Source organism: Fortiea sp. LEGE XX443 (assembly GCF_015206815.1).
In the GTDB taxonomy this organism is placed as follows: domain Bacteria; phylum Cyanobacteriota; class Cyanobacteriia; order Cyanobacteriales; family Nostocaceae; genus Nostoc_B.
On the sequence record NZ_JADEXZ010000047.1, the window covers coordinates 1 to 18720 of the forward strand.

At 40.8% G+C, this 18720-nt stretch carries 14 protein-coding genes; 5 read left to right on the forward strand and 9 right to left on the reverse strand.

The window, feature by feature from the left end:
• Window positions 1–256 precede the first annotated feature (256 nt).
• The gene (hrcA, locus tag IQ259_RS17270) at window positions 257–1354 is read right to left on the reverse strand and encodes a heat-inducible transcriptional repressor HrcA (RefSeq protein ID WP_193886931.1); all 1098 of its coding nucleotides are present in this window, start codon (window positions 1352–1354) and stop codon (window positions 257–259) included.
• A gap of 349 nt (window positions 1355–1703) precedes the next feature.
• Window positions 1704–2063, reverse strand: coding sequence for a rhodanese-like domain-containing protein (locus IQ259_RS17275; RefSeq protein ID WP_193886933.1), 360 nt, complete (start codon window positions 2061–2063; stop codon window positions 1704–1706).
• A gap of 127 nt (window positions 2064–2190) precedes the next feature.
• Between IQ259_RS17275 and IQ259_RS17280 the strand changes: the two genes are divergently transcribed.
• The 5 genes from IQ259_RS17280 to IQ259_RS17300 all read left to right on the forward strand — a co-directional run bounded on the left by IQ259_RS17280 (window position 2191) and on the right by IQ259_RS17300 (window position 7582).
• Window positions 2191–3822 (forward strand): DUF3352 domain-containing protein, encoded by a 1632-nt coding sequence (locus tag IQ259_RS17280; RefSeq protein ID WP_193886935.1) that lies wholly within the window; start codon window positions 2191–2193, stop codon window positions 3820–3822.
• 191 nt (window positions 3823–4013) lie between these two features.
• Entirely contained in the window at window positions 4014–4505 is a 492-nt protein-coding gene (locus IQ259_RS17285) for a hypothetical protein (RefSeq protein ID WP_193886937.1), read from the forward strand.
• Between the two features lie 147 nt (window positions 4506–4652).
• Entirely contained in the window at window positions 4653–5177 is a 525-nt protein-coding gene (locus IQ259_RS17290; protein ID WP_193886939.1) for a hypothetical protein, read from the forward strand.
• 73 nt (window positions 5178–5250) lie between these two features.
• Window positions 5251–7218, forward strand: a complete 1968-nt coding sequence (locus tag IQ259_RS17295; RefSeq protein WP_193886941.1) for a VgrG-related protein — start codon at window positions 5251–5253, stop codon at window positions 7216–7218.
• 76 nt (window positions 7219–7294) lie between these two features.
• Complete coding sequence (locus IQ259_RS17300; RefSeq protein WP_193886943.1) at window positions 7295–7582, forward strand: PAAR domain-containing protein; 288 nt, start codon at window positions 7295–7297, stop codon at window positions 7580–7582.
• Window positions 7583–7719: 137 nt separating this feature from the next.
• Here the strand turns inward: IQ259_RS17300 and IQ259_RS17305 are convergent, their stop codons facing one another.
• The 7 genes from IQ259_RS17305 to IQ259_RS17335 all read right to left on the reverse strand — a co-directional run bounded on the left by IQ259_RS17305 (window position 7720) and on the right by IQ259_RS17335 (window position 18598).
• Entirely contained in the window at window positions 7720–9135 is a 1416-nt protein-coding gene (locus tag IQ259_RS17305) for a glycoside hydrolase 100 family protein (RefSeq protein ID WP_193886945.1), read from the reverse strand.
• Between the two features lie 346 nt (window positions 9136–9481).
• Complete coding sequence (locus IQ259_RS17310) at window positions 9482–10927, reverse strand: glycoside hydrolase 100 family protein (RefSeq protein ID WP_193886947.1); 1446 nt, start codon at window positions 10925–10927, stop codon at window positions 9482–9484.
• Between the two features lie 613 nt (window positions 10928–11540).
• The gene (locus tag IQ259_RS17315) at window positions 11541–12716 is read right to left on the reverse strand and encodes a M20 family metallopeptidase (protein WP_193886949.1); all 1176 of its coding nucleotides are present in this window, start codon (window positions 12714–12716) and stop codon (window positions 11541–11543) included.
• Window positions 12717–12976: 260 nt separating this feature from the next.
• Window positions 12977–13540 carry a pentapeptide repeat-containing protein gene (locus tag IQ259_RS17320; RefSeq protein ID WP_193886950.1) on the reverse strand — a complete coding sequence of 188 codons (564 nt, stop codon included), beginning with the start codon at window positions 13538–13540 and terminating at the stop codon, window positions 12977–12979.
• A 285-nt stretch (window positions 13541–13825) separates the two neighbouring features.
• Entirely contained in the window at window positions 13826–15583 is a 1758-nt protein-coding gene (locus IQ259_RS17325; protein ID WP_193886952.1) for a protein kinase, read from the reverse strand.
• Window positions 15584–15762: 179 nt separating this feature from the next.
• Complete coding sequence (locus tag IQ259_RS17330) at window positions 15763–17364, reverse strand: peptide ligase PGM1-related protein (RefSeq protein ID WP_193886954.1); 1602 nt, start codon at window positions 17362–17364, stop codon at window positions 15763–15765.
• Between the two features lie 325 nt (window positions 17365–17689).
• Entirely contained in the window at window positions 17690–18598 is a 909-nt protein-coding gene (locus IQ259_RS17335) for a vWA domain-containing protein (RefSeq protein WP_193886956.1), read from the reverse strand.
• Window positions 18599–18720 lie beyond the last annotated feature (122 nt).

Here is an 18720-nt window from a genome sequence, read left to right on the forward strand (position 1 = left end):
TTGGGCGCGGGTCAGATTGCTAGGGTATGCTTTACTCATGTTGCTCTCTCAGTGCTGTCTATTATCTATTCACAGCATATACTGAGAGAGTTTTTTTACCACCTCTTAGACTTTTAAAACAGCCTCTAAGAAAAAAGCATAAATAATGAATCCAATCCAAAGGGAAAATAGTACTATTTTTTTCAACATAAAATTGAAAATAAATCTATTTTAAGGGTTCTTTAAAAATATAAATTCAGTCCAAATTATTGTTACATTAACTAAAAGCTTCTGATAGGTAATCAGCAGCAGCAGTCACTACTGCGATCGCACTTTCGTAATCTAGGCGTGTCGGGCCTAAAACCCCCACACTACCTATTGGTACAGAACCTCGGCGATAGGTAGAAGAAATTAAGCTACAGGTGCGTATTGGTTCTAGTGGGTTTTCTGCGCCAATGCGTACCGTCACCCTAGATTTACCTGTGTCTTCTATCTCCGGTTCTTCAAAAATTAATTGCCACAATTTGTCTTGCTCTTCTTCAAGCAATTGCATAATAGTTTTCACTTGCTGCAATTGCGAAAATTCTGGCTGACGTAACACTTCTGCTACACCCCGCACCATGATTTGTGTTGTAGTTGGCGCTAGACTTCTACGGCTTAATTCGGCAACGGAAATTTTCAAAAATTCTCCATAACGTTGAAATTCTTGATCCAATTGGCTCCAGTCTAAGTTAGCTATTTCTAATAAACTTCGCCCTCGTAAGTGGCTATTTAAAAAGTTAGAAACAATATGTAACTCGCGATCAATTACTTCTGCATCAGGTTGAGAATCTTCTGTTCCTGGGGGCAAATCCATAACTTTAGAATGGGTTTCATAGCCATCTGTTACCACAATCAGCATGATTCTTCCAGCTTCAATTTGCAGCAATTGCAAATGACGTACTAGCGCTGCTGAAGTTTGAGGCATAGTGATCAAGCTAATACAACCACTCAATGTTGCTAAAATCTGTGCGGCTCCGTGGATGAGGGCTTCCAAACTCCAATCGTCCCAATGAAGCCGTTGTTGCAGCGACTGTTCCACCTCTTTTGCTAAGGTTTCCGTTCGCGTAGCGTCTCTTAGAGAAGGTGTTATTAGCTGGTCAACATAGATACGATAGCCTGAATCTGAAGGTATTCTTCCGGCTGAGGTGTGTGGTTGATAGAGTAGCCCAGATTTTTCTAATGCACCCATCACATTCCGAATTGTGGCGGAACTGACACCTAGGTCATACTCTTCGACCAAAACTTTTGATCCAACAGGCTCTGCTGTAGCAATGTAGTGACGTACTGTTGCCCAGAGTATGTGCTGTTGTCGATTTGTCAACTGGACTTCCATAAGGTATTGATGATTGAAGGCAAATTTTAAGTAAACTTTGAAAAATTTTTTTGAGCTAATGCAAAAAATATTAATATTTAGTTAACGACAGATAGTAGAATATTCGGTTTTTTTACAGTTGCCAGTAGCAAGGTTCTGGACTTACTAATCTATAATACTTAAATATTGGTAGCAAATAAAACTTTTTACAATTTAAAGTTTCACTATTTATTCAGTATCTTTTCACAAAATACAGCAGTAAGCTGTATTGTTAGATACTTATTTTTCTCACCATTTGAGATAGATGTCGTCAGGGTAAACGCTGATGTGTGGGAGCGGGGAATAAGAGCTATTGATTATTAACCATTGACTAATATTGCGGAATTGCCGGGTCAACTAATTGGGAATAGGCAGCAATACCACCGGCAATATTTTTAACATTAGTAAATCCTTGAGCCACTAACCACTGACACATTTGAGCAGAACGAATACCGTGGTGGCAGAGTACAAGGGTTTCTGCTTCAGGATTCAACATGGCAAAAATTTGCTGGTTCCAGTCAGCGAATTCACTCAAAGGTAAGTTGACAAACCCTGGGATACTAGCGATCGCTAATTCTTGGGGTTCACGCACATCTACTAGCTGTATACTTGCATTACCAGCAGTCAAACGTCCGGCTAAATCCTCAACACTAATCTGGGTAAGGGGTTGACTAAAAGAGCTATCTGTCATGAAATTTTTGTAAACGATCCTATACATTTATGTTGACAGAAAATCTTTCTCTTAGCATGAGCATCTATTCTCACTAATTCTGGTTAAATGGCTGTGAAACTCAATATTTAAATTGAATAGGTTTATTGTGAATAGACAAAGCTCGTTCTTCGGTTTTATAGTAGCTGGTGCGATCGCACTATTGTTAATTGCGATCGCAAGCTTTTTGTTTTTTGCTAAAAGTCCAGCAAATCTAGTCGCCTCCACCTCCCAACCTGGTGCAGCCATATTCGTGTCCAAACTTTCCCCGGTGATGGTGTCGTTGTTGACAAATCCCGACCGTTTGCAAGTCTTGGAACGGGAAGGGAAAATTTCTCAAATCAAAACCAGTTTATTGGCTAAGAGTGGCATAGATTATCGCAAAGATGTTCAACCTTGGCTAGGGAATGAAATTACCCTAGCCGTCACCACCACCGATATAGACCGAGATCCTGCTAATGGACAGCAGCCAGGTTATCTCATGGCGTTAGCCACCGATAAACAAGAGAAAAGCCGCGAGTTTGTCGAGTTGCTGTTTTCTAAGCGCGTATTAGCTGGAGCCAACTTAGCTGTGGAAGAATATCAAGGTGTCAAGATGCTTTACGATAATCAACTAGCCGCCGCAGTTGTTGGCGATGGCTTTGTGCTATTTGGCAATGATCCTACTGTAGTAAAAGATGCGATCAACAACGTTCAAGCACCAGACCTCAATTTAAACAGTTCTCCCCAATATCAAAAAGCCATCCAGCAATTACCCAAAGCATCTTTAGCTGTGGCTTTCTTAAATCTGCCGATAGTCGCCCAATGGCAAGGCTTAGAACTGCCAGAACCAACCTACGACAGTCAAATTATTTCTTTAGGATTGAACACCAAAGGTTTATTAGCGGAAACTAGCTTATTAACAGCCTTAGAACTTGCGCCGCCATCATCGCCATTATCGAAACCAGTAGGAGCATTGAAATATATTCCAGCATCGGCTGGCTTGGCAATTGCTGGTGCAAACTTGAGCAACTTGGGTAACAGCGATTTAGCCAAATTTTGGACACAAATCAAAACAGCCATATCTGGTTCGGGAACAGATGTGATTTCCAGATTGGTACAACCATTAATCGAGGTGCAGAAAACCTGGGGAATCAACTTTGCTCAGGATATATTTAGCTGGGTAAAGGGAGAATATGCGATCGCACTGTTACCTCGTGAAGAGCAAAGTATACCCGATTGGGTATTTGTAGTTGAGAAATTAGAGGGCGTACCTGAAGGTATTGCTAACTTAGATGCGATCGCATCCTCCAGTGGACTCACAACTAATTCTCTCAGTTTCGATCAACAAAAAGTCTCCGCTTGGACACAGTTAACAGCTAAACAAACTAATACCAAAGATAAACCTGCATTCACTATCGAGGCTAAAGCCCAAGGAATACACACAACCCTAGACAATTACGAAATCTTCACCTCCGACTTAGAAACAATGGATGAAGTTCTCACAGGTAAAGAAAAAACCTTAATTAGCGATCGCAATTTCCAAAACAATATCGCTGCTATCCCCCAACCTAACCAAGGTTATGTATACCTAGACTGGACAAAAAGCCAGATACTTTTAGAGCGGCAAATACCAGTTCTTAAACTAGTAGAAGTACTAGGTAAACCGTTTTTCGACAGCTTGCGATCGCTCACAGTTAGCAGCTACGGTAGCGCAACAGATGCACTTAAAGGTGGTATTTTCTTACAACTCCAAGACTGAAGAAAGGCTGAAGTATGAATATAGTATTCGGTATAAATTTCATCCTTTAGTTTTTTAACTTCAGCTTTCAGGCTTCAGACTTCTTTGTGTCACATCCTAATGTGGCACATGAGAATAAAATTCTTCTGGAATAAATTAATTACAATATGTATATATAACTACAAATTATCTCAGCCCGTTGGAGGGCTACCATGAAGGACTATCGCCCCCGACCTCGTATACAAATCGGTTGGTTTTTAGCTATCCTAGCTGCTATAACGACTACACCAGTAATGGCACAAACAGCAAATTTTGGCAGATTTAGTCTGTTACCGGGCTTTGAACCTGCACAAGGCAAATTTTCAGGTTACACAAATGGCTCTTACTCCTTGTCTGCCATTAGTAACCGCGATCGCAATAAACAAGCTTGTATCGGATTTGCTGACCCCAAACCAGATTACATCATGGTTTTGGAAAAAGACTTTGAACAGATGAGAATACTGATTGATACGGGTAATTCGGATACAACTTTACTAGTTAAAGGCCCAGACGATAATATGATTCGTTGTGGTGATGATACTGGTAAAAGCAAAGATGCCAGCGTTAGCGATCGCAATTGGAAAAAAGGTATTTATCATATTTGGGTAGGTACATTTAATCCTAATGTCAAGCGCAAATACACCTTGACAGTTCAGCAGCAGTAAAGCGGAAATAGGGGTTAGGAACTAGGAGCTAGGAGTTAGATAATTGAGACAAGTTATCTTCATTTTTAATACTCAGCACTTGATAGCCAATCTCCCTCAATTTCCCTACTCCCCATTCCCTACTCCCTACTCCCTGTTTTTACAACCATGACTACTCGTTTAGTAAAAGCAAAATTAATTGCCACAGAACAAGCTGCACCAGATATCGAGTTCATGTTTAACCCCAGCCAGTTAGACTTCTCGCAGCAAATTAATTTGACCAAAAGCAGTGGTGCGCGTACAGGGCGAGGCTTACCGAAAGTGAGTTTTGCTTACCCAGAGCCATGCAGGTTAAATATCAATAACATCATATTTGACACCTACGAAGAAGGCTCCAGTGTCCTCACACACCTGAAAAAATTTGAAAAAGCGGTTAACTTTGCCGAAGCTGGCGCAGGTAAAGAAAAACGTCCACCAGTTTATATATTTACCTGGGGAGATCAGCAGTACATCCGTTGTTTTGTCCAATCTCTCAACTATAGTCTCACCCTGTTTCTGCCTGACGGTACACCAGTACGAGCCAAAGTTAACCTGACTCTAGAAGAAGTCGATGAATCAATTTCCCAACCAGGAATGGGTACATCCAGTAGTGTAAACCGCAATGGTGACAGCAGAAGTAGTCGGGGTGGTTAATTCGACCTTTGGGGAATATCCCACAATCAGGCATCTTCATTAGGCTATTGGCAATCACCTCTTGCCAATATGTATGCCTGCTGTCCTTTATATAGCTGAACCACTATTACAAATTGATGGCACCAATGCTTCTGCTGATTTGCTCAATGATATTTTGCAAATCACAGTAGAAGAAAGTCTTCATCTACCGGGAATGTTTACTTTAGTTATCCGCAACGATTACTTTCCGGGACTGACTCAAGAAGAAACTTGGCGACATCAAAAATTATTTGCAATTGGTAAAAAAATCAAAATCGGTTTTATCTCTAGCACTACGCAAAACGTAGATTTTGAAAATGCAGAGCAGGGTTACGTATTAGAAGGGGAAATTACAGCTATAGAAACCGAGTTTACTAGTGGTTCTCAAGCTCCAATCATAATTCGTGGCTACGATGTTTCTCACCGCTTGCATCGGGGACGTTACAATCGCTCCTTTCAAAATGTCACCGATAGTGATGTGGTGAATCAGATTATTGGTGAAGCAGGTATCGCCGCAGGTACGGTTACGTCTACCACGATTGTTCATGATTATGTCTTTCAAGAAAATCAGACCAATATGGAATTTTTGCGGGAAAGAGCAGCCCGCCTTGGCTTTGAACTGTATGTGCAGGATAGTAAATTGAACTTTCGCCAACCCGCACAAGACCAATCTCTGTCTCTCAAATGGTTGGAAGATATTCATCACTTTCGTGTGCGTGTTAGTAGTGCTGAACAAGTAAGTTCAGTCGAAGTTCGAGGGTGGGACTACACTACAAAGAAGTCGATTGTTTCTACAGCCTCTACAGAGCAGGTGATTACCAGCACAGATAATGGTAAAGGCAGTTCCAGTAGCACTAAATTCAGCGTCCAGCCGAAAATGATTGTAGTTGATCAGCCTGTGTTTAGTACTAATGAAGCCCAGAAAATTGCCCAAGCTTTATGCAATGAATTAGGCGGCGAATTTGTTGCTGCTGATGCCAAAGGTGAGGGAAATCCCGACATCAGACCTGGTAGAGTAATCAAATTGACAGATATGGGCAGCTACAGTGGTAGCTATTATGTCACCGAAAGTCGCCATTTATTTCATGAACGAAAATTTATTACCGAGTTTAGTGTCCGTGGTTTGCGTTCTGGAGATTTGTTAGCTACCTTATCACCCCAAACACGCCTACAACCAGGACAAACTCTTTTGGTAGGTGTGGTTAGTAATAATAAAGACCCAAAAGGTTGGGGTCGTGTGCGGGTTAAGTTTCCTACTTTAACTGAGGCGCATGAAAGCAATTGGGCAAGAGTTGTCAGCGTAGGTGCAGGCCCTGGTAGGGGTTTTGACTGTTTACCAGAAGTCAATGACGAAGTTTTGGTAGCCTTTGAACACGGCGATATTCATCGTCCTTATGTGATTGGTGGTGTTTGGAATGGTACAGATGCGCCACCAGAAAAAGTAGATGACACCATTGTTGGTGGTAAGGTGCGGTTACGGACTTTTAAGACTCGTGTTGGGCATAAATTACAGTTTGTTGAAGAAGACAAAGGCACTAAAAAAGGGGCATATCTACAAACAACCGACGGTCATAATTTGCGGATGAATGACAGTGAAAAATTTGCCGAACTTGAAACTACAGGCGGTCACAAATTTCGCTGTGATGACAGTAATAAAACCATTAGTTTAACTTCCACAGGTGACATTACAGTTAAATCTGGAACAACTGGGACAGCGAATAAAATTAGTGTCAATGGTGGTGAAATAGCCTTAACTGCAACGCAAAAAATTACTTTAACTGTAGGTGGTACAAGTATTGAATTAACACCCAGTGGGATTACGATGAGAACTACTGGTACAATTAGCGTTCAATCTGGAAGTTCCACCAGTGTGCAATGTGGAGGTTCCTTAAGCGCTAACGCTGGCGGCTCACTGTCTGCTAATTCTGGTAGTGCAATTAGCGTGAATGCGGGTGCTACAGTTAGCATTAACGGTGCAGCTTCTGTGGGTATTTTAGGCGGTATAATTCGGTTGAATTGTTAAAAATAAAGTCTGAAGTTTGAAGTCTGAAATTTGATTTTTTGGTCATTTGTTATCCCCCCAGTCTCTAAAAAAAATTATGTTTCCCGCAGCAAGACTAACTGATTTAACTGTTACAGGCGATCCGATTACTGCGCCTGGTGTGCCGAATGTTTTAATTGCAGGTTTACCCGCAGCTTGTGTTGGCGATTTAGTGGCGGGGGCTGTGGTTACTGGCAGTATTGTGATGGGGTCTTTTACCGTTTTAATTGGGGGAAGACCGGCGGCACGAGTGACTTCTCAGGTGGCTGGTGTGAATACTGTAACTGGCGTGCCGTTAACTACGGTTGTTGGGGTTGGTGCGCCGACAGTGTTAATTGGTGGTTGAAAAGCGATCGCAGTTCCACTGAGAATTTTTTTGGGTAGTTCAGAATTCTTCCGAGAGGCGATCAGAATTTGAATGCAGAAAGTAGTACCTTGTCCCGGTTCAGACAAGCATTCAATTGTACCTTTGAACACCGAAAATTACAAATCACAAGCTTGCGAAGCATTTTCTCCATCAAATTCCTCAAAACTGCATAATTCTAAATAATTAGGGTTACGTATTAGTTCTTTAGCTAATAAAAAACCAGTAATTGTCCAGGTTTGATATCTTCTGGCGGCCTTACCGACTAACGCTCCCTTTGTACCATCATAATATTCTGGCCATTCGTCTTCAAAAAGACGAGTTTGGGCTATTTCAATTGCAGTTTGCGCCAATTTTTTTCTACCTGTTTTTTGAGCAGCAGCTGTTAGAAACCATAACAAAACTGGCCAATTACCAGCATTATGATAAGACCAAGGAATATTTTTCGGGTCGCATCCAGTAAAAATTCTATATTCTTCTTTTTCTAAGGCTGGAAAACAAATTTTCATGGGCATTGTTCCTACTAAATCTTCCCACTGCGCTTCAATGAGATTCATAATTGCTTGGGACTGCTGTTCACTAGCTAGAGAAGAAATAATTGCCATCAAATTGCCTAAGGAAAAGAAGCGAGTATCTAGTTGTGAAGGCCCGACGTTACCTGCTAAATAACCGCCATGTTTAGGTAACCAAATAGCTAAATCAGCATAAGGAATTGAGTCAGCATATATATTGAACTGATTAATGGCTTTTTCGCCATATTCTTCACCCTTAAAACGATAAATAGCATTCAAACGCTGCATATCTATCCAATAATGATGACGAATATGATTTTGCAACAGAGGTAATCGCTTATCGATACCGATGACAATCTCTTCATCGCCAGCACAAATTAATAGCTGACGCGCCGCCCGCAAAGCCGTATAAAATAAAACTTGAATTTCTAAAGGATAACCATAAATACCCAGACGACGATGAATCATACAAGCACCATCTGGAACTAACAGTGTTGGGGACATATCAAACCGAGTTGCCAAACAGAGTTCCATAATTAGGGCAATTCCTTGCTGAAACTCTGGTTGTAAGGCAAAATTTAAATCTTTTGTAGCTTTTACATAAGCGTGTAGTATAATAATCCACCATAAACAAGAGTCAACAGGTGTAACTCTGGCGATCGCTTGTTCACCAAAATCTGCTTCTAAATATTCTTGCTCATTTGTAAACGCAACTTTGAAGCTTGCTGGTATTAAACCTTTATTAGGTGTGTAAGCATCAAATAGCTGTTCCTGAGGCTGCAATTTTAAGGTTTCTTCTAGAAAATTACGGACAATATCATATCTGCCTTTAATCAAAAATAATAAAGCTGAAGGGGCAAAATCACGGATGAAACAATGGTCATAATTCAATGCAGATTGTGATCTATCACTAGCAGCTACAGTACCTACAGGACGGTCTTGATAGTAAATAATTGCATCTTCTAGTAGTTTCCATGCCTGCTTTTCGATATTATCAACTATCACTAATTCCTCTCTTTGCATTACAAAAAACCTCCAACTTATCTGGAACTTCGTAGTAAATCATACTATTATTCAACCATGAAAAAGGCTGATTTTATGTTCCAATACTTGTTGATAATGAGTGAATTGCTACTTAAGTTTTTACCACACTTGATGCAAAGCAATAGTTCAATAAGTATTTATTAGGCAAAGGAGTAATTTTTACTTTTACGTTTTCTTATATGATATCTTCTTTCAGATGTGTCCGTAAAAAAGTAGAAAATAAAAAAACCCCATATTAGTCATAAAGGGCTTTTAATCTATTGTTAATCATGGACAATCATTTAACTTCAAAAGAAGTATAATCGCCTTTCATCCAGAATAACTATCAAGATATATAAGGGTCTACACTGCCAATTTCAAATTCACATGCTCTCGAAACTAATTCTAGGGGTAACTTATCAAAACTGACTAGTGGCAGATGGGAGGAGTCATTGATTAATTCCTTTGCTAATAAAAACCCAGCAATCGTCCAAGTTTGATAGTTCCTAGCTTGTTTGCCAATTAGTCTACCTTTCTTGCCATCGTAATATTCTGGCCATTCATCTTCACAAAGACGCGCCTGAGCAATTTCAATCGCCTTTCTTGCCAAACTAGTTTTATCAGTTTTGATAGCTGCTGCTGTCAACATCCACATCAAGACAGGCCAACTGCCAGCATTATGATAAGACCAAGGTATATTTTTGGGGTCACATCCTGTAACAATTCTGTACTCTTCGTGTTCTAAAGCTGGAAAACAGATTTTCATGGGCATATCTCCCACTAAATCATCCCATCTTTCATCAATGAGAGTCATGATTGCTTGTGCCTGTTCTTCGGTAGCTAAATCTGAGATAATAGCCATCAAGTTACCCAAGGCAAAAAAGCGAGTATCAAGCTGTGATGGCCCTACGTTCCCTGCTAGATAGCCACCTTTCCTCGGCAGCCATTTATCTAATTCATAATAGGGAATAGAGTCTACATAGATGTTAAATAAATTAACAGCTGCTTTGCCATACTCTTCACTTTTGAAGCGATAAATGGCATTTAAGCGATGAATATCTATCCAATAATGCTGACGGATATGGGCGCATAAAAGCGGTAAACGATTATCAATTGCAGCGACAATATCTTGATTGCCTCTACAAATTAGCAGTTCCCGCGCTGCCCGCAATGCTGTGTAGAATAAAACTTGTATTTCTAGAGGATGACCATATATACCCATCCGTCGATCAATCATACAAGCGCCGTCTGGAACTAACAGCGTTGGGTACATATCAAAACGATTCGCCAAACAAATTTCCATAATTAACCGAATACCATTTTGGAATTCCGGTTGATAAGCTATGGAAAAATCTTTGGTTGCTACAACGTAAGCACGTAGCAAAATAATCCACCACAGACAAGAATCAACGGGTGTGACTCTGGCGATCGCATGTTCTCCAAAATCTGCCTCTAAATATTCTCCGCCATTATCTGAGACAACTTTAAAGCTGGCTGGGATTAAACCTCTCCCTGGCTTATAGGCATCTAATTGTCTTTCTTTGGGCTGTAACTTTAAAGTTTCCTCTAAAAAGTTGCGAACAATATCTGTTCTACCTTTAACTAGAAAAATCAAGGCTGAAGAGACGAAATCTCGAACAAAGCACTGATCATAATTGAGTGCTTCTACAGAGTTATCATAGGCTGCTACTGTGCCAATCGGTCGCCCTCGATAGTAGAGAATCGATTTTTCTAGCGCTTCCCATGCCGCTTTTTCTGTACTTTCATCTGTTGCTAAATTCTCTATTTGCATTGCCAAAAAAACTCCATGCAGGGTGTAGATTGGTGGTAGATGCGCCTTATTGTCTGACTTTCTGCCATCCTCATCATAACAAAGAGAATTTATGAAACAGCAGAAATAGTGTATTTTAAAAGCCAGTTTTTACCTTTGTAATTAACTGCATTAAAACAATTTCAATCTTAAGTATTTTGCTTTAACTCAATTATTCTTTCGGTGAATTGCAGTTCTCGGTTTTCCACTTCCAGCAATAATATTGTTACCTAAAATAGTTACATAAGATATATTTTCAGATTAATTAATGTTTTGTTGGTGCGTCTAAAACTAGTTAACCAAATCAAAATATATCTCCTAACCTATTTCAATGCTATGTGAAGCTTTAATAGCTTTCAGTATAATTACGTATTAGGATTTAGTTTTGGAAACTTTAATTTTAATTATCCCCTATAGACTAATAATTTATAACTTTTTTTGAGAATGTGCAATATGAATCGCTAGAAAAATTGAGAAGTCAATACACCAAAAGGTGTATAAATCCCAAGCCATAAGTTAGAGTTGAAAAACGAGGAAAATTGAGTATTTTTCCGCAAAATTCACTACTCAAAACCTCGTAAATAGGGTATAAATTTTACAACCAATATTTGTAAGCAGCATAAGCCATTGTTACAACTCCTGTTAAAATTGCAGATTCATCGACTTCAAATTCAGGATGATGTAATGGGTGATTCAGAATCCGATCTTTGTAACCTACACCCAAGCGAAACATAGAGCCAGGAGCATGTTCTAAATAAACAGAAAAATCTTCCGCACCAAGGGAGGGTTCGGGTAAGACTTGGACGCGATCGCTACTCCAAGCTTCTTCTGCTGCTGATTGCAACAACTGCGTTAAAGAATAATCGTTTTGGACGCTGGGTACACCTTGACGGTAATTAACTTGGTACTTTGCGCCGTAAGCATGACAGACATTGGCCACAATATTTTCAATCCAATTAGGCAGATGAGCGCGAGTTTCGGGATGAAGCGATCGCACGGTTCCCAACAACTGCACTTTATCAGCAATCACATTTGGCGCTCTACCGCCATTAATTTTCCCGATACTCAGCACTACCGGACGCAAAGGATTCTGAGTCCGGCTGATGGCTTGTTGCAAGGCAGTAATTATTTGTGAGGCAATCCAAATTGCGTCAATTGCTTCGTGAGGACGCGCTCCGTGTCCAGATTCGCCGATAATCGTAATCTCTAAATCATCAGCTGCTGCTGTCAAAGCACCGTAGCGCACCCCAATGGAACCTGCGGGTATGGAAGGAAAAACATGAACTCCTAAAATCGCAGAAACATTTTCCATTGCCTGATCTTGCACCATCCAGTGCGCTCCTTGGGCAATTTCCTCGGCTGCTTGAAATAAAAATCGTACCTTACCACCCAATTCGTCTGCAACTTGGGATAATACCATTGCCGTGCCTAACCCGACTGTGGTGTGGACATCATGACCACAAGCGTGCATCACACCCTCTGTACGGGAAGCATATTCCAAACCCGTGCGTTCTTGAATGGGTAAAGCATCCATGTCAGTCCGAATAGCCAATAAACGGTTATCGTTACCTGTACCCTCAATTTCACCAATCACACCAGTTTTACCAATACCTTCTTGCACATGCAGTCCACTGGAAGACAAAACGCCAGCTACGAAGGCTGCTGTTTGGTACTCTTGACCGCTAAGTTCTGGATGAGCATGAATATGACGGCGAATTTCAACTAAACGGGGAGCTAGTTTTGTGGCTATGTCTTTAATACGAGTTAGCATCAATCAATTTTCAGTTTACGGGCTTTGTTCCCATGATAAAGAAGTGTTAATGAACAAAATGCTCTTAAAATTAAGTTCGGCTAATTATTCATAACTTACTATTTCTCAGTTCTTGTATCTTGTTGCCAGTTTAATGATCAGTATTACTTAAACCATATTTGAGTAATGTAGGGTGCCATATCTAGATTTTGTCAGGCGTAGCCCTACTTACGTGTATTTCAAAAATCAAATAGGATTCTTATAGCTAAATTAACAGCTGTTTATTCTGCGTAGCAAGTTGTACCGCGAGTATTTCCCGCTTTGAATTTGTTGCATTGTTTAGTATTTATGCGTTGTGATGACCACCAGTAGGGTTTATCAGAAGTTACACTTCCAACAGGCAGGGTTGTTAGTCGGAAGTTTGCCCCCCGAAAATTGGTTAAGTATAAGGTAGCACCTTGGAGGTTTGTAGCGGCCAAATTAGCACCGATGAAACCTGTAAACGACAGATTTGAATTTTCTAGGGATGCGGATGTTAGGTTTGTACCTGTTAAGGATGCACCAGTAAGATTGGCAGATTTCAAGACTGCACTTTCTAGGTTTGCACCAGTCAAATCTGCATTTGAGAGATTCGCTTGAGTTAAGTTTGCTTCCTTTAAGTTAGCCCCGCGCAAATTTGCACCAGCTAAATTAAATTGATTTAGGTCAGCACCACTTAATTCGCATCTGGGACAAGCACCAGATGTTTTTAACTGTTCTAGGTCTTGCGGATTTAGCCCCAAGGCTTTTTCAGTTAACCCCATACAAATTATTAGGGCAACAAGGCTGACAATCTGGAGTTTCATAATTTTTACGGATATTCTTATGGGTGATACGTTAAGTGCCGATATACTGTCATACTTAACATATACACATAGACAGCTTGTTCAGCAAATCCTAGCAATGAAGTGGCGATGAAGAAGCTATAAAAATATTATAAATTCTGATTTTTAGACTACCCAAAACCAAATTTACGTTTTAGAATCGATTTCGTAAGGAACTATACAGAACAAACTATAGACTATCACATATGCGATCCCCCTGGCTAGATGAACAAAGTAGCTGGGGGGATCTTGTTTTGGGGGATTTACTTAGCGCCATCCTAAAAAGCGTAAACCTGGAACAATTAGGTAGTGACTGACCCCCAGCCAAAAGCTCATCAAGATGGCGACAACAGCAAACAAAGCCAAAGGTAAGCTTAATTCTGTCCAAAGTGGCTGAGGTGAGAAGTGAAAGACTGTAGAGGGGAAGCCTAAAAAGAACAAGCCAGAAAAAATGCTTACCGTACCAAAGGCGGCAACTAAAGCATAAACTATGTGATGGCTGCGAAATCTAAAACTGAGGGATAACAAAAATACAGAAACAGCAATCATCGCTATCAAGCCGTCGCGGCTTTGTTCGGATGAAATGAGTAGCCAAAATAACCAGCCGAATCCATAACTGATCATACCCATAATCGACGCTACCAAAAACCGCCGCCGTTGACCAAAACACCCAGATATTGTCAATCCCCAGGCGGTTCCCAAGCCAGCGCTGACAAATACTAAAATGTCTGCACCAAAGGCATTTGGAGAATTGGGAATTAATTCTGGTAGCTGATGTAAGATTAATTCTCCAATGCGATCGCCTAAAATTGTCCGGTAAGCCACAAAAAAACCGACAATTGTCCCTAAACAAGCTCCTATCCCAGATAGCAGCATTGCCCAAACTGTCGCCAGACAAGCTTGAATAATTTTGAGAAATGCTTTAGCTATGAACAAGATTGTCTTGCTAACAGCTTGCAGAAAATCGGCTAAAGTTTGCTCAATCCCTTGGATAACCCTTGTGAAGTTATTGGTAGCTTGGGTTGAGGTTTGACTTGCTGAGTTTTGTAGTTGTGAGAATAACCCTGGCTTTGCAGGTTTGCTAATCTTTGCTAACCGCTTGAGAATGATCGCTGCATTAGTGGGACGCGATCGCACATCTTCCTTTACCATCTCATCAAGTAAATCGGCAAACTGTGAATTTACGTTCACCTGATTCCGCCAACGCAACTCCCCTGTTTGCATATCTTCCAACTCTGGCGGATACTTACCTGTGAGTAATTCAATCATTGTCCGACCAAGGGCGTAAAAATCAGCCGCAGGCCCCACATTCCCCCCAGTTACTTGCTCTGGCGGACTGTAACCAGAAGAAAATAACCGAGTTGAACTTGAACCTCGACGCAGCATTGCAGCATTAATTTGTTTTACACCACCAAAATCAATTAATACTAGTTGTTCCCACCCGGTTCTGGCCTGACTAGGTGGTGCGGTTGATGCTGGTATCCGCAACATTAAATTAGAAGGTTTGATATCGCGGTGAATAATTTGGCATTTGTGCAATTCTTGTAAAATTTTGACAGCTTGAGTAAACCAATTCAGCACCAAATTCTCAGGACATCCTTGAGGATAGTTATTCAGTATTTCATCCAGAGTCGGCCCGTTGATTTTCTCCATCACCAGACAAGCTAATTGGCGCGGTTTCGGACTAGTTAAATTTACCTGAAAAAAACCGTCAGCTTCGACTCTAGGAACACCAGGATGCTGCAACCTAATTAAAACTGCTGCCTCTTGTGTAAACAATTCTTGGGCTTTTGGTGATTCTTCCACCAAAACTTTCAGCACTTTTTCTGTCTGAGTCCTTTCATCCCAAACTGTGTAAATTTGGGCAAAACCACCAGAACCCAATGGCTGGAGTGGCACATAGCGGTCTAGCAGCTGTAGCAATGCGCCACAACTGTTACAAAATTTGTTTCCCCAAGGTTGGGGGTAGGGACGTTGACAATCAGGATTTATACAGTGAACCGCACTCTGAGGGATGTGGGACACAACCGCTACAATACAAACGCTGACTCGATTTTAACCTCTATCCGCTGATACTGAGTCAGTTAATGGTGAATAGTTAATAGTCAATGGTCAATAATCATTTGTCATTCGTCATCTATTCCCCTGCTCCCATGCTCCCTGCTCCTCCGCTCCCCTGCTGTCTGAATTGCTTTTTTAGGTGCTTAACTGTAACCATCCCAAGCGACGGGGAATGTGTAATCAGAGAACAGGGGAAAATTTTGGTTGTCGCTCCGTGTTTCTTCATCCAGAACATTGACAACTTTGTTATAAATATCTTGTGCTTGTTGGGGAGAATCGCCGATGCTGGTTAATCCTAACTTGCCAAACTGAGAGAGACATCCCATCAAATGAAAGACTGTACCTGTTTCAGTGCCACTATCAAAGTGCAACCTGTGATGAGCAATAATGTCCATTAAATCGTTGGGTAATAATCCCCGATAGCGGTCTTTTTGCAGGTTATCAGTGGCAACATAGTATTTGGGACGACCTTGTTGACTGTAAAATAATCCTGTGGAGAGGTCATAGCGCCCATTAGTTAATAATTTTAGGGTCATGAAAGGATGGGTAGTGCCACCTTTCCGCAAGTTAATTTCGATCGCCTGAATATCCCAATTTTTATCACCTTGGTCAACGGTGATAAAATCAACCCCAAATCTTTCTATTGCGCCTTTTTCAGCCAATTTTCCGCCAACTTTTAAGCCTAATTGTTGCAATGGTAAGCGATAACTTTCATCGGCGGGAAAGCGACATCCCAAATAAATTTGACCGTCTGGGCCTCCAAGAATTTGGTCGTGGGTGGAGAGGATTTCGACTTCGCCTGTAGGTGTGATGCGTCCTTGGACACTGGGCGATCGCTTGATTTCTCCTTCTACAAATGCTTCGACAATTGCGCCTAACTCGGTAATCCGTCCCGAAAAATTTGCCCAGGTTTCTTGTTTAGCTTGAAAACGCATCGTAGCAAAGCTGGCGCTGATTGCTGCTACCCTTTCTTCATGTTCAGCTTGCCCTGGCGCTAAATTCATAATCGGTCTTAAATCTAGCAGTGCGTTTCCTTCTCCAGAAATTCCTTCGTTGAGTTTCACCACCATCCGTTGTAATGTCGGTTGGCGTTCCCATAAATCACTAGCAGCAGCTGCTAAATCTCTCGAATTCCAGACTCTTTCACTACCATCTGGATGTGGGACTCCGCTTTCTGCAAAGATTTGCCGACTGCCACTTTTTGTTCCCCAAATTTGCAAATCTGGTGCGGCTGCATATAACGGTACATTTAATTTTAAAGATAATTCTGCTTCTAAATAGGTCGCGTTGTAGCAGACCATAAAGGATTTTTCCAGCCTTAAAGCTTGCTGAATTCTATCTAGCAAGCGGGGGCGTTCTAAAATTTTTTGGCTTAGGGGTTGGAGCGAAGAATCATAAACAGAAAGCAGAAGTAAGCGATTGCGAGCATGAGAAAATGGGATGCCGGGCAACAGTTGTAAATAGTAGTCAATAATACTAGGATGCAGTGGCATTGATGTAACATAAATTAGTCTAGTACGAGGATTACGCAACCGCATCAAAGAAAATAACAATCGTTCTTCATAATGTTCACAACCTTCAATTTTTTGCAGTTCTCGCTGATCGATGCTGAGGGAAGGAACGACAACTATATCTGCTTCACTATTGTCAAATAGCTCAATAGTTTGCCAGCGATCGCGCAAAGTTGACTGCAAGCGGCGAAATTGATCGACCTGATCTAACTCAGAAACATTTAAAGTTACCATAATCCCTGCCCTATCTTGATCCCCAACACTGCTATCCTTATTCGGTATACCGCACAGTTAGCTAGATGCAACTGACCCTTAATACTTCTTGACCACGAATCATGACAAGGCTACTAGTAAAGGTAAATCATCAACGAGCGATCGCTGCTTTTAGTGTTCATAAAATCAGACATGATTCTCATTAGCCTAATTTATATTACACAAGCTAACAAAGTATCTTATTTTGCGTGTGTTAAGTTTTAAATAACTTATCTTATAAAACCCACCTAATTAATTATCAGGTGGGGCTATCAACATATAATTTTTTTAGTCAGTAACTATCTTTTCAATGAGCGCAATCAATTACCTCAGCTTCAACTTGCTTTTTGTGTTTTGATCTAGACAAACTTAGCCCTGCCAAAATTACGGCCAATAAACCAGTTATAGATGAAGGTTCAGGTACACTTTGAGGATTTTCATCATCTATTATGTCATCATATGTTGTATCTGTTACATCACCCGTAATATCAAAAAGTGCGTTAACAATATCACTAGATGAACTAGTTTGATAAAGTTTTCCACCTGTTTGCTTTGATATTTTGGATAAATAGTAAGTAGCACTAGAATCGCCACCAACTATAATACTGTAAATACTTACTGGGTCTACAGCATCATTCGCTATGATTGTATTATAGAGATTACGCGATATACCCATAGCATAAGCTGCATCTACTACATCTTTTGATGTGTAGCCTGTGTGAGGTTCAGGGTCATGCGGTGGTGCATCGGTCATGATAACTACAGCCCTTTTCGCGTTATCTCTCCACGAACCTAAACCTTCTGTATTAATTGTCCTAATTAAACCAGAATAGGCGGATTCTGGAGTATCGCCACCGCCCCAAATATCTCCACTTAGACTATTGATGGAATTAATAATAGCCGTTTTATCCGTAGAAAAAGGTAAGACTGCACGATAAGGATAACCATATTGTTCTGGAAAATCTTTATAGTCTGCAATGGCTATCCGATAATCAACACCCAAAGCCTCTAATTGGTTAAGAATGTCTGTAGCTGCGGTTTGCACTGCACCAATAGATGACCCCATGCTACCAGTAGTGTCAAATAAAAATTCAAGATCAATTTTAAAACAATCGCTGTTACTACCATTGTCACTAATATATTGGACTGTACATTGATCTTGACGGCGACGCTTTGTTTGGTTTCTCCAACCCCAGGAGATGCCATCATAAATCATGGCTGTCTGATTTCCAAGTTCACGAACTAGAAAGAGTTCGGCATTCCAATAATGACTATTCTCAGCATCAGGTCTGTATGGTCTGTCAAAAAAAGTGGAGAAAAAGAAATTGGGGTTATTTG

Coding starts and splice junctions, on each gene's coding strand:
- hrcA (WP_193886931.1), bottom strand. CDS start 1,354: ATGGAAGTCCAGTTGACAAATCGACAACAGCACATACTCTGGGCAACA.
- IQ259_RS17275 (WP_193886933.1), bottom strand. CDS start 2,063: ATGACAGATAGCTCTTTTAGTCAACCCCTTACCCAGATTAGTGTTGAG.
- IQ259_RS17285 (WP_193886937.1), top strand. CDS start 4,014: ATGAAGGACTATCGCCCCCGACCTCGTATACAAATCGGTTGGTTTTTA.
- IQ259_RS17290 (WP_193886939.1), top strand. CDS start 4,653: ATGACTACTCGTTTAGTAAAAGCAAAATTAATTGCCACAGAACAAGCT.
- IQ259_RS17295 (WP_193886941.1), top strand. CDS start 5,251: ATGCCTGCTGTCCTTTATATAGCTGAACCACTATTACAAATTGATGGC.
- IQ259_RS17300 (WP_193886943.1), top strand. CDS start 7,295: ATGTTTCCCGCAGCAAGACTAACTGATTTAACTGTTACAGGCGATCCG.
- IQ259_RS17305 (WP_193886945.1), bottom strand. CDS start 9,135: ATGCAAAGAGAGGAATTAGTGATAGTTGATAATATCGAAAAGCAGGCA.
- IQ259_RS17310 (WP_193886947.1), bottom strand. CDS start 10,927: ATGCAAATAGAGAATTTAGCAACAGATGAAAGTACAGAAAAAGCGGCA.
- IQ259_RS17315 (WP_193886949.1), bottom strand. CDS start 12,716: ATGCTAACTCGTATTAAAGACATAGCCACAAAACTAGCTCCCCGTTTA.
- IQ259_RS17320 (WP_193886950.1), bottom strand. CDS start 13,540: ATGAAACTCCAGATTGTCAGCCTTGTTGCCCTAATAATTTGTATGGGG.
- IQ259_RS17330 (WP_193886954.1), bottom strand. CDS start 17,364: ATGGTAACTTTAAATGTTTCTGAGTTAGATCAGGTCGATCAATTTCGC.
- IQ259_RS17335 (WP_193886956.1), bottom strand. CDS start 18,598: ATGATTTATGATGGCATCTCCTGGGGTTGGAGAAACCAAACAAAGCGT.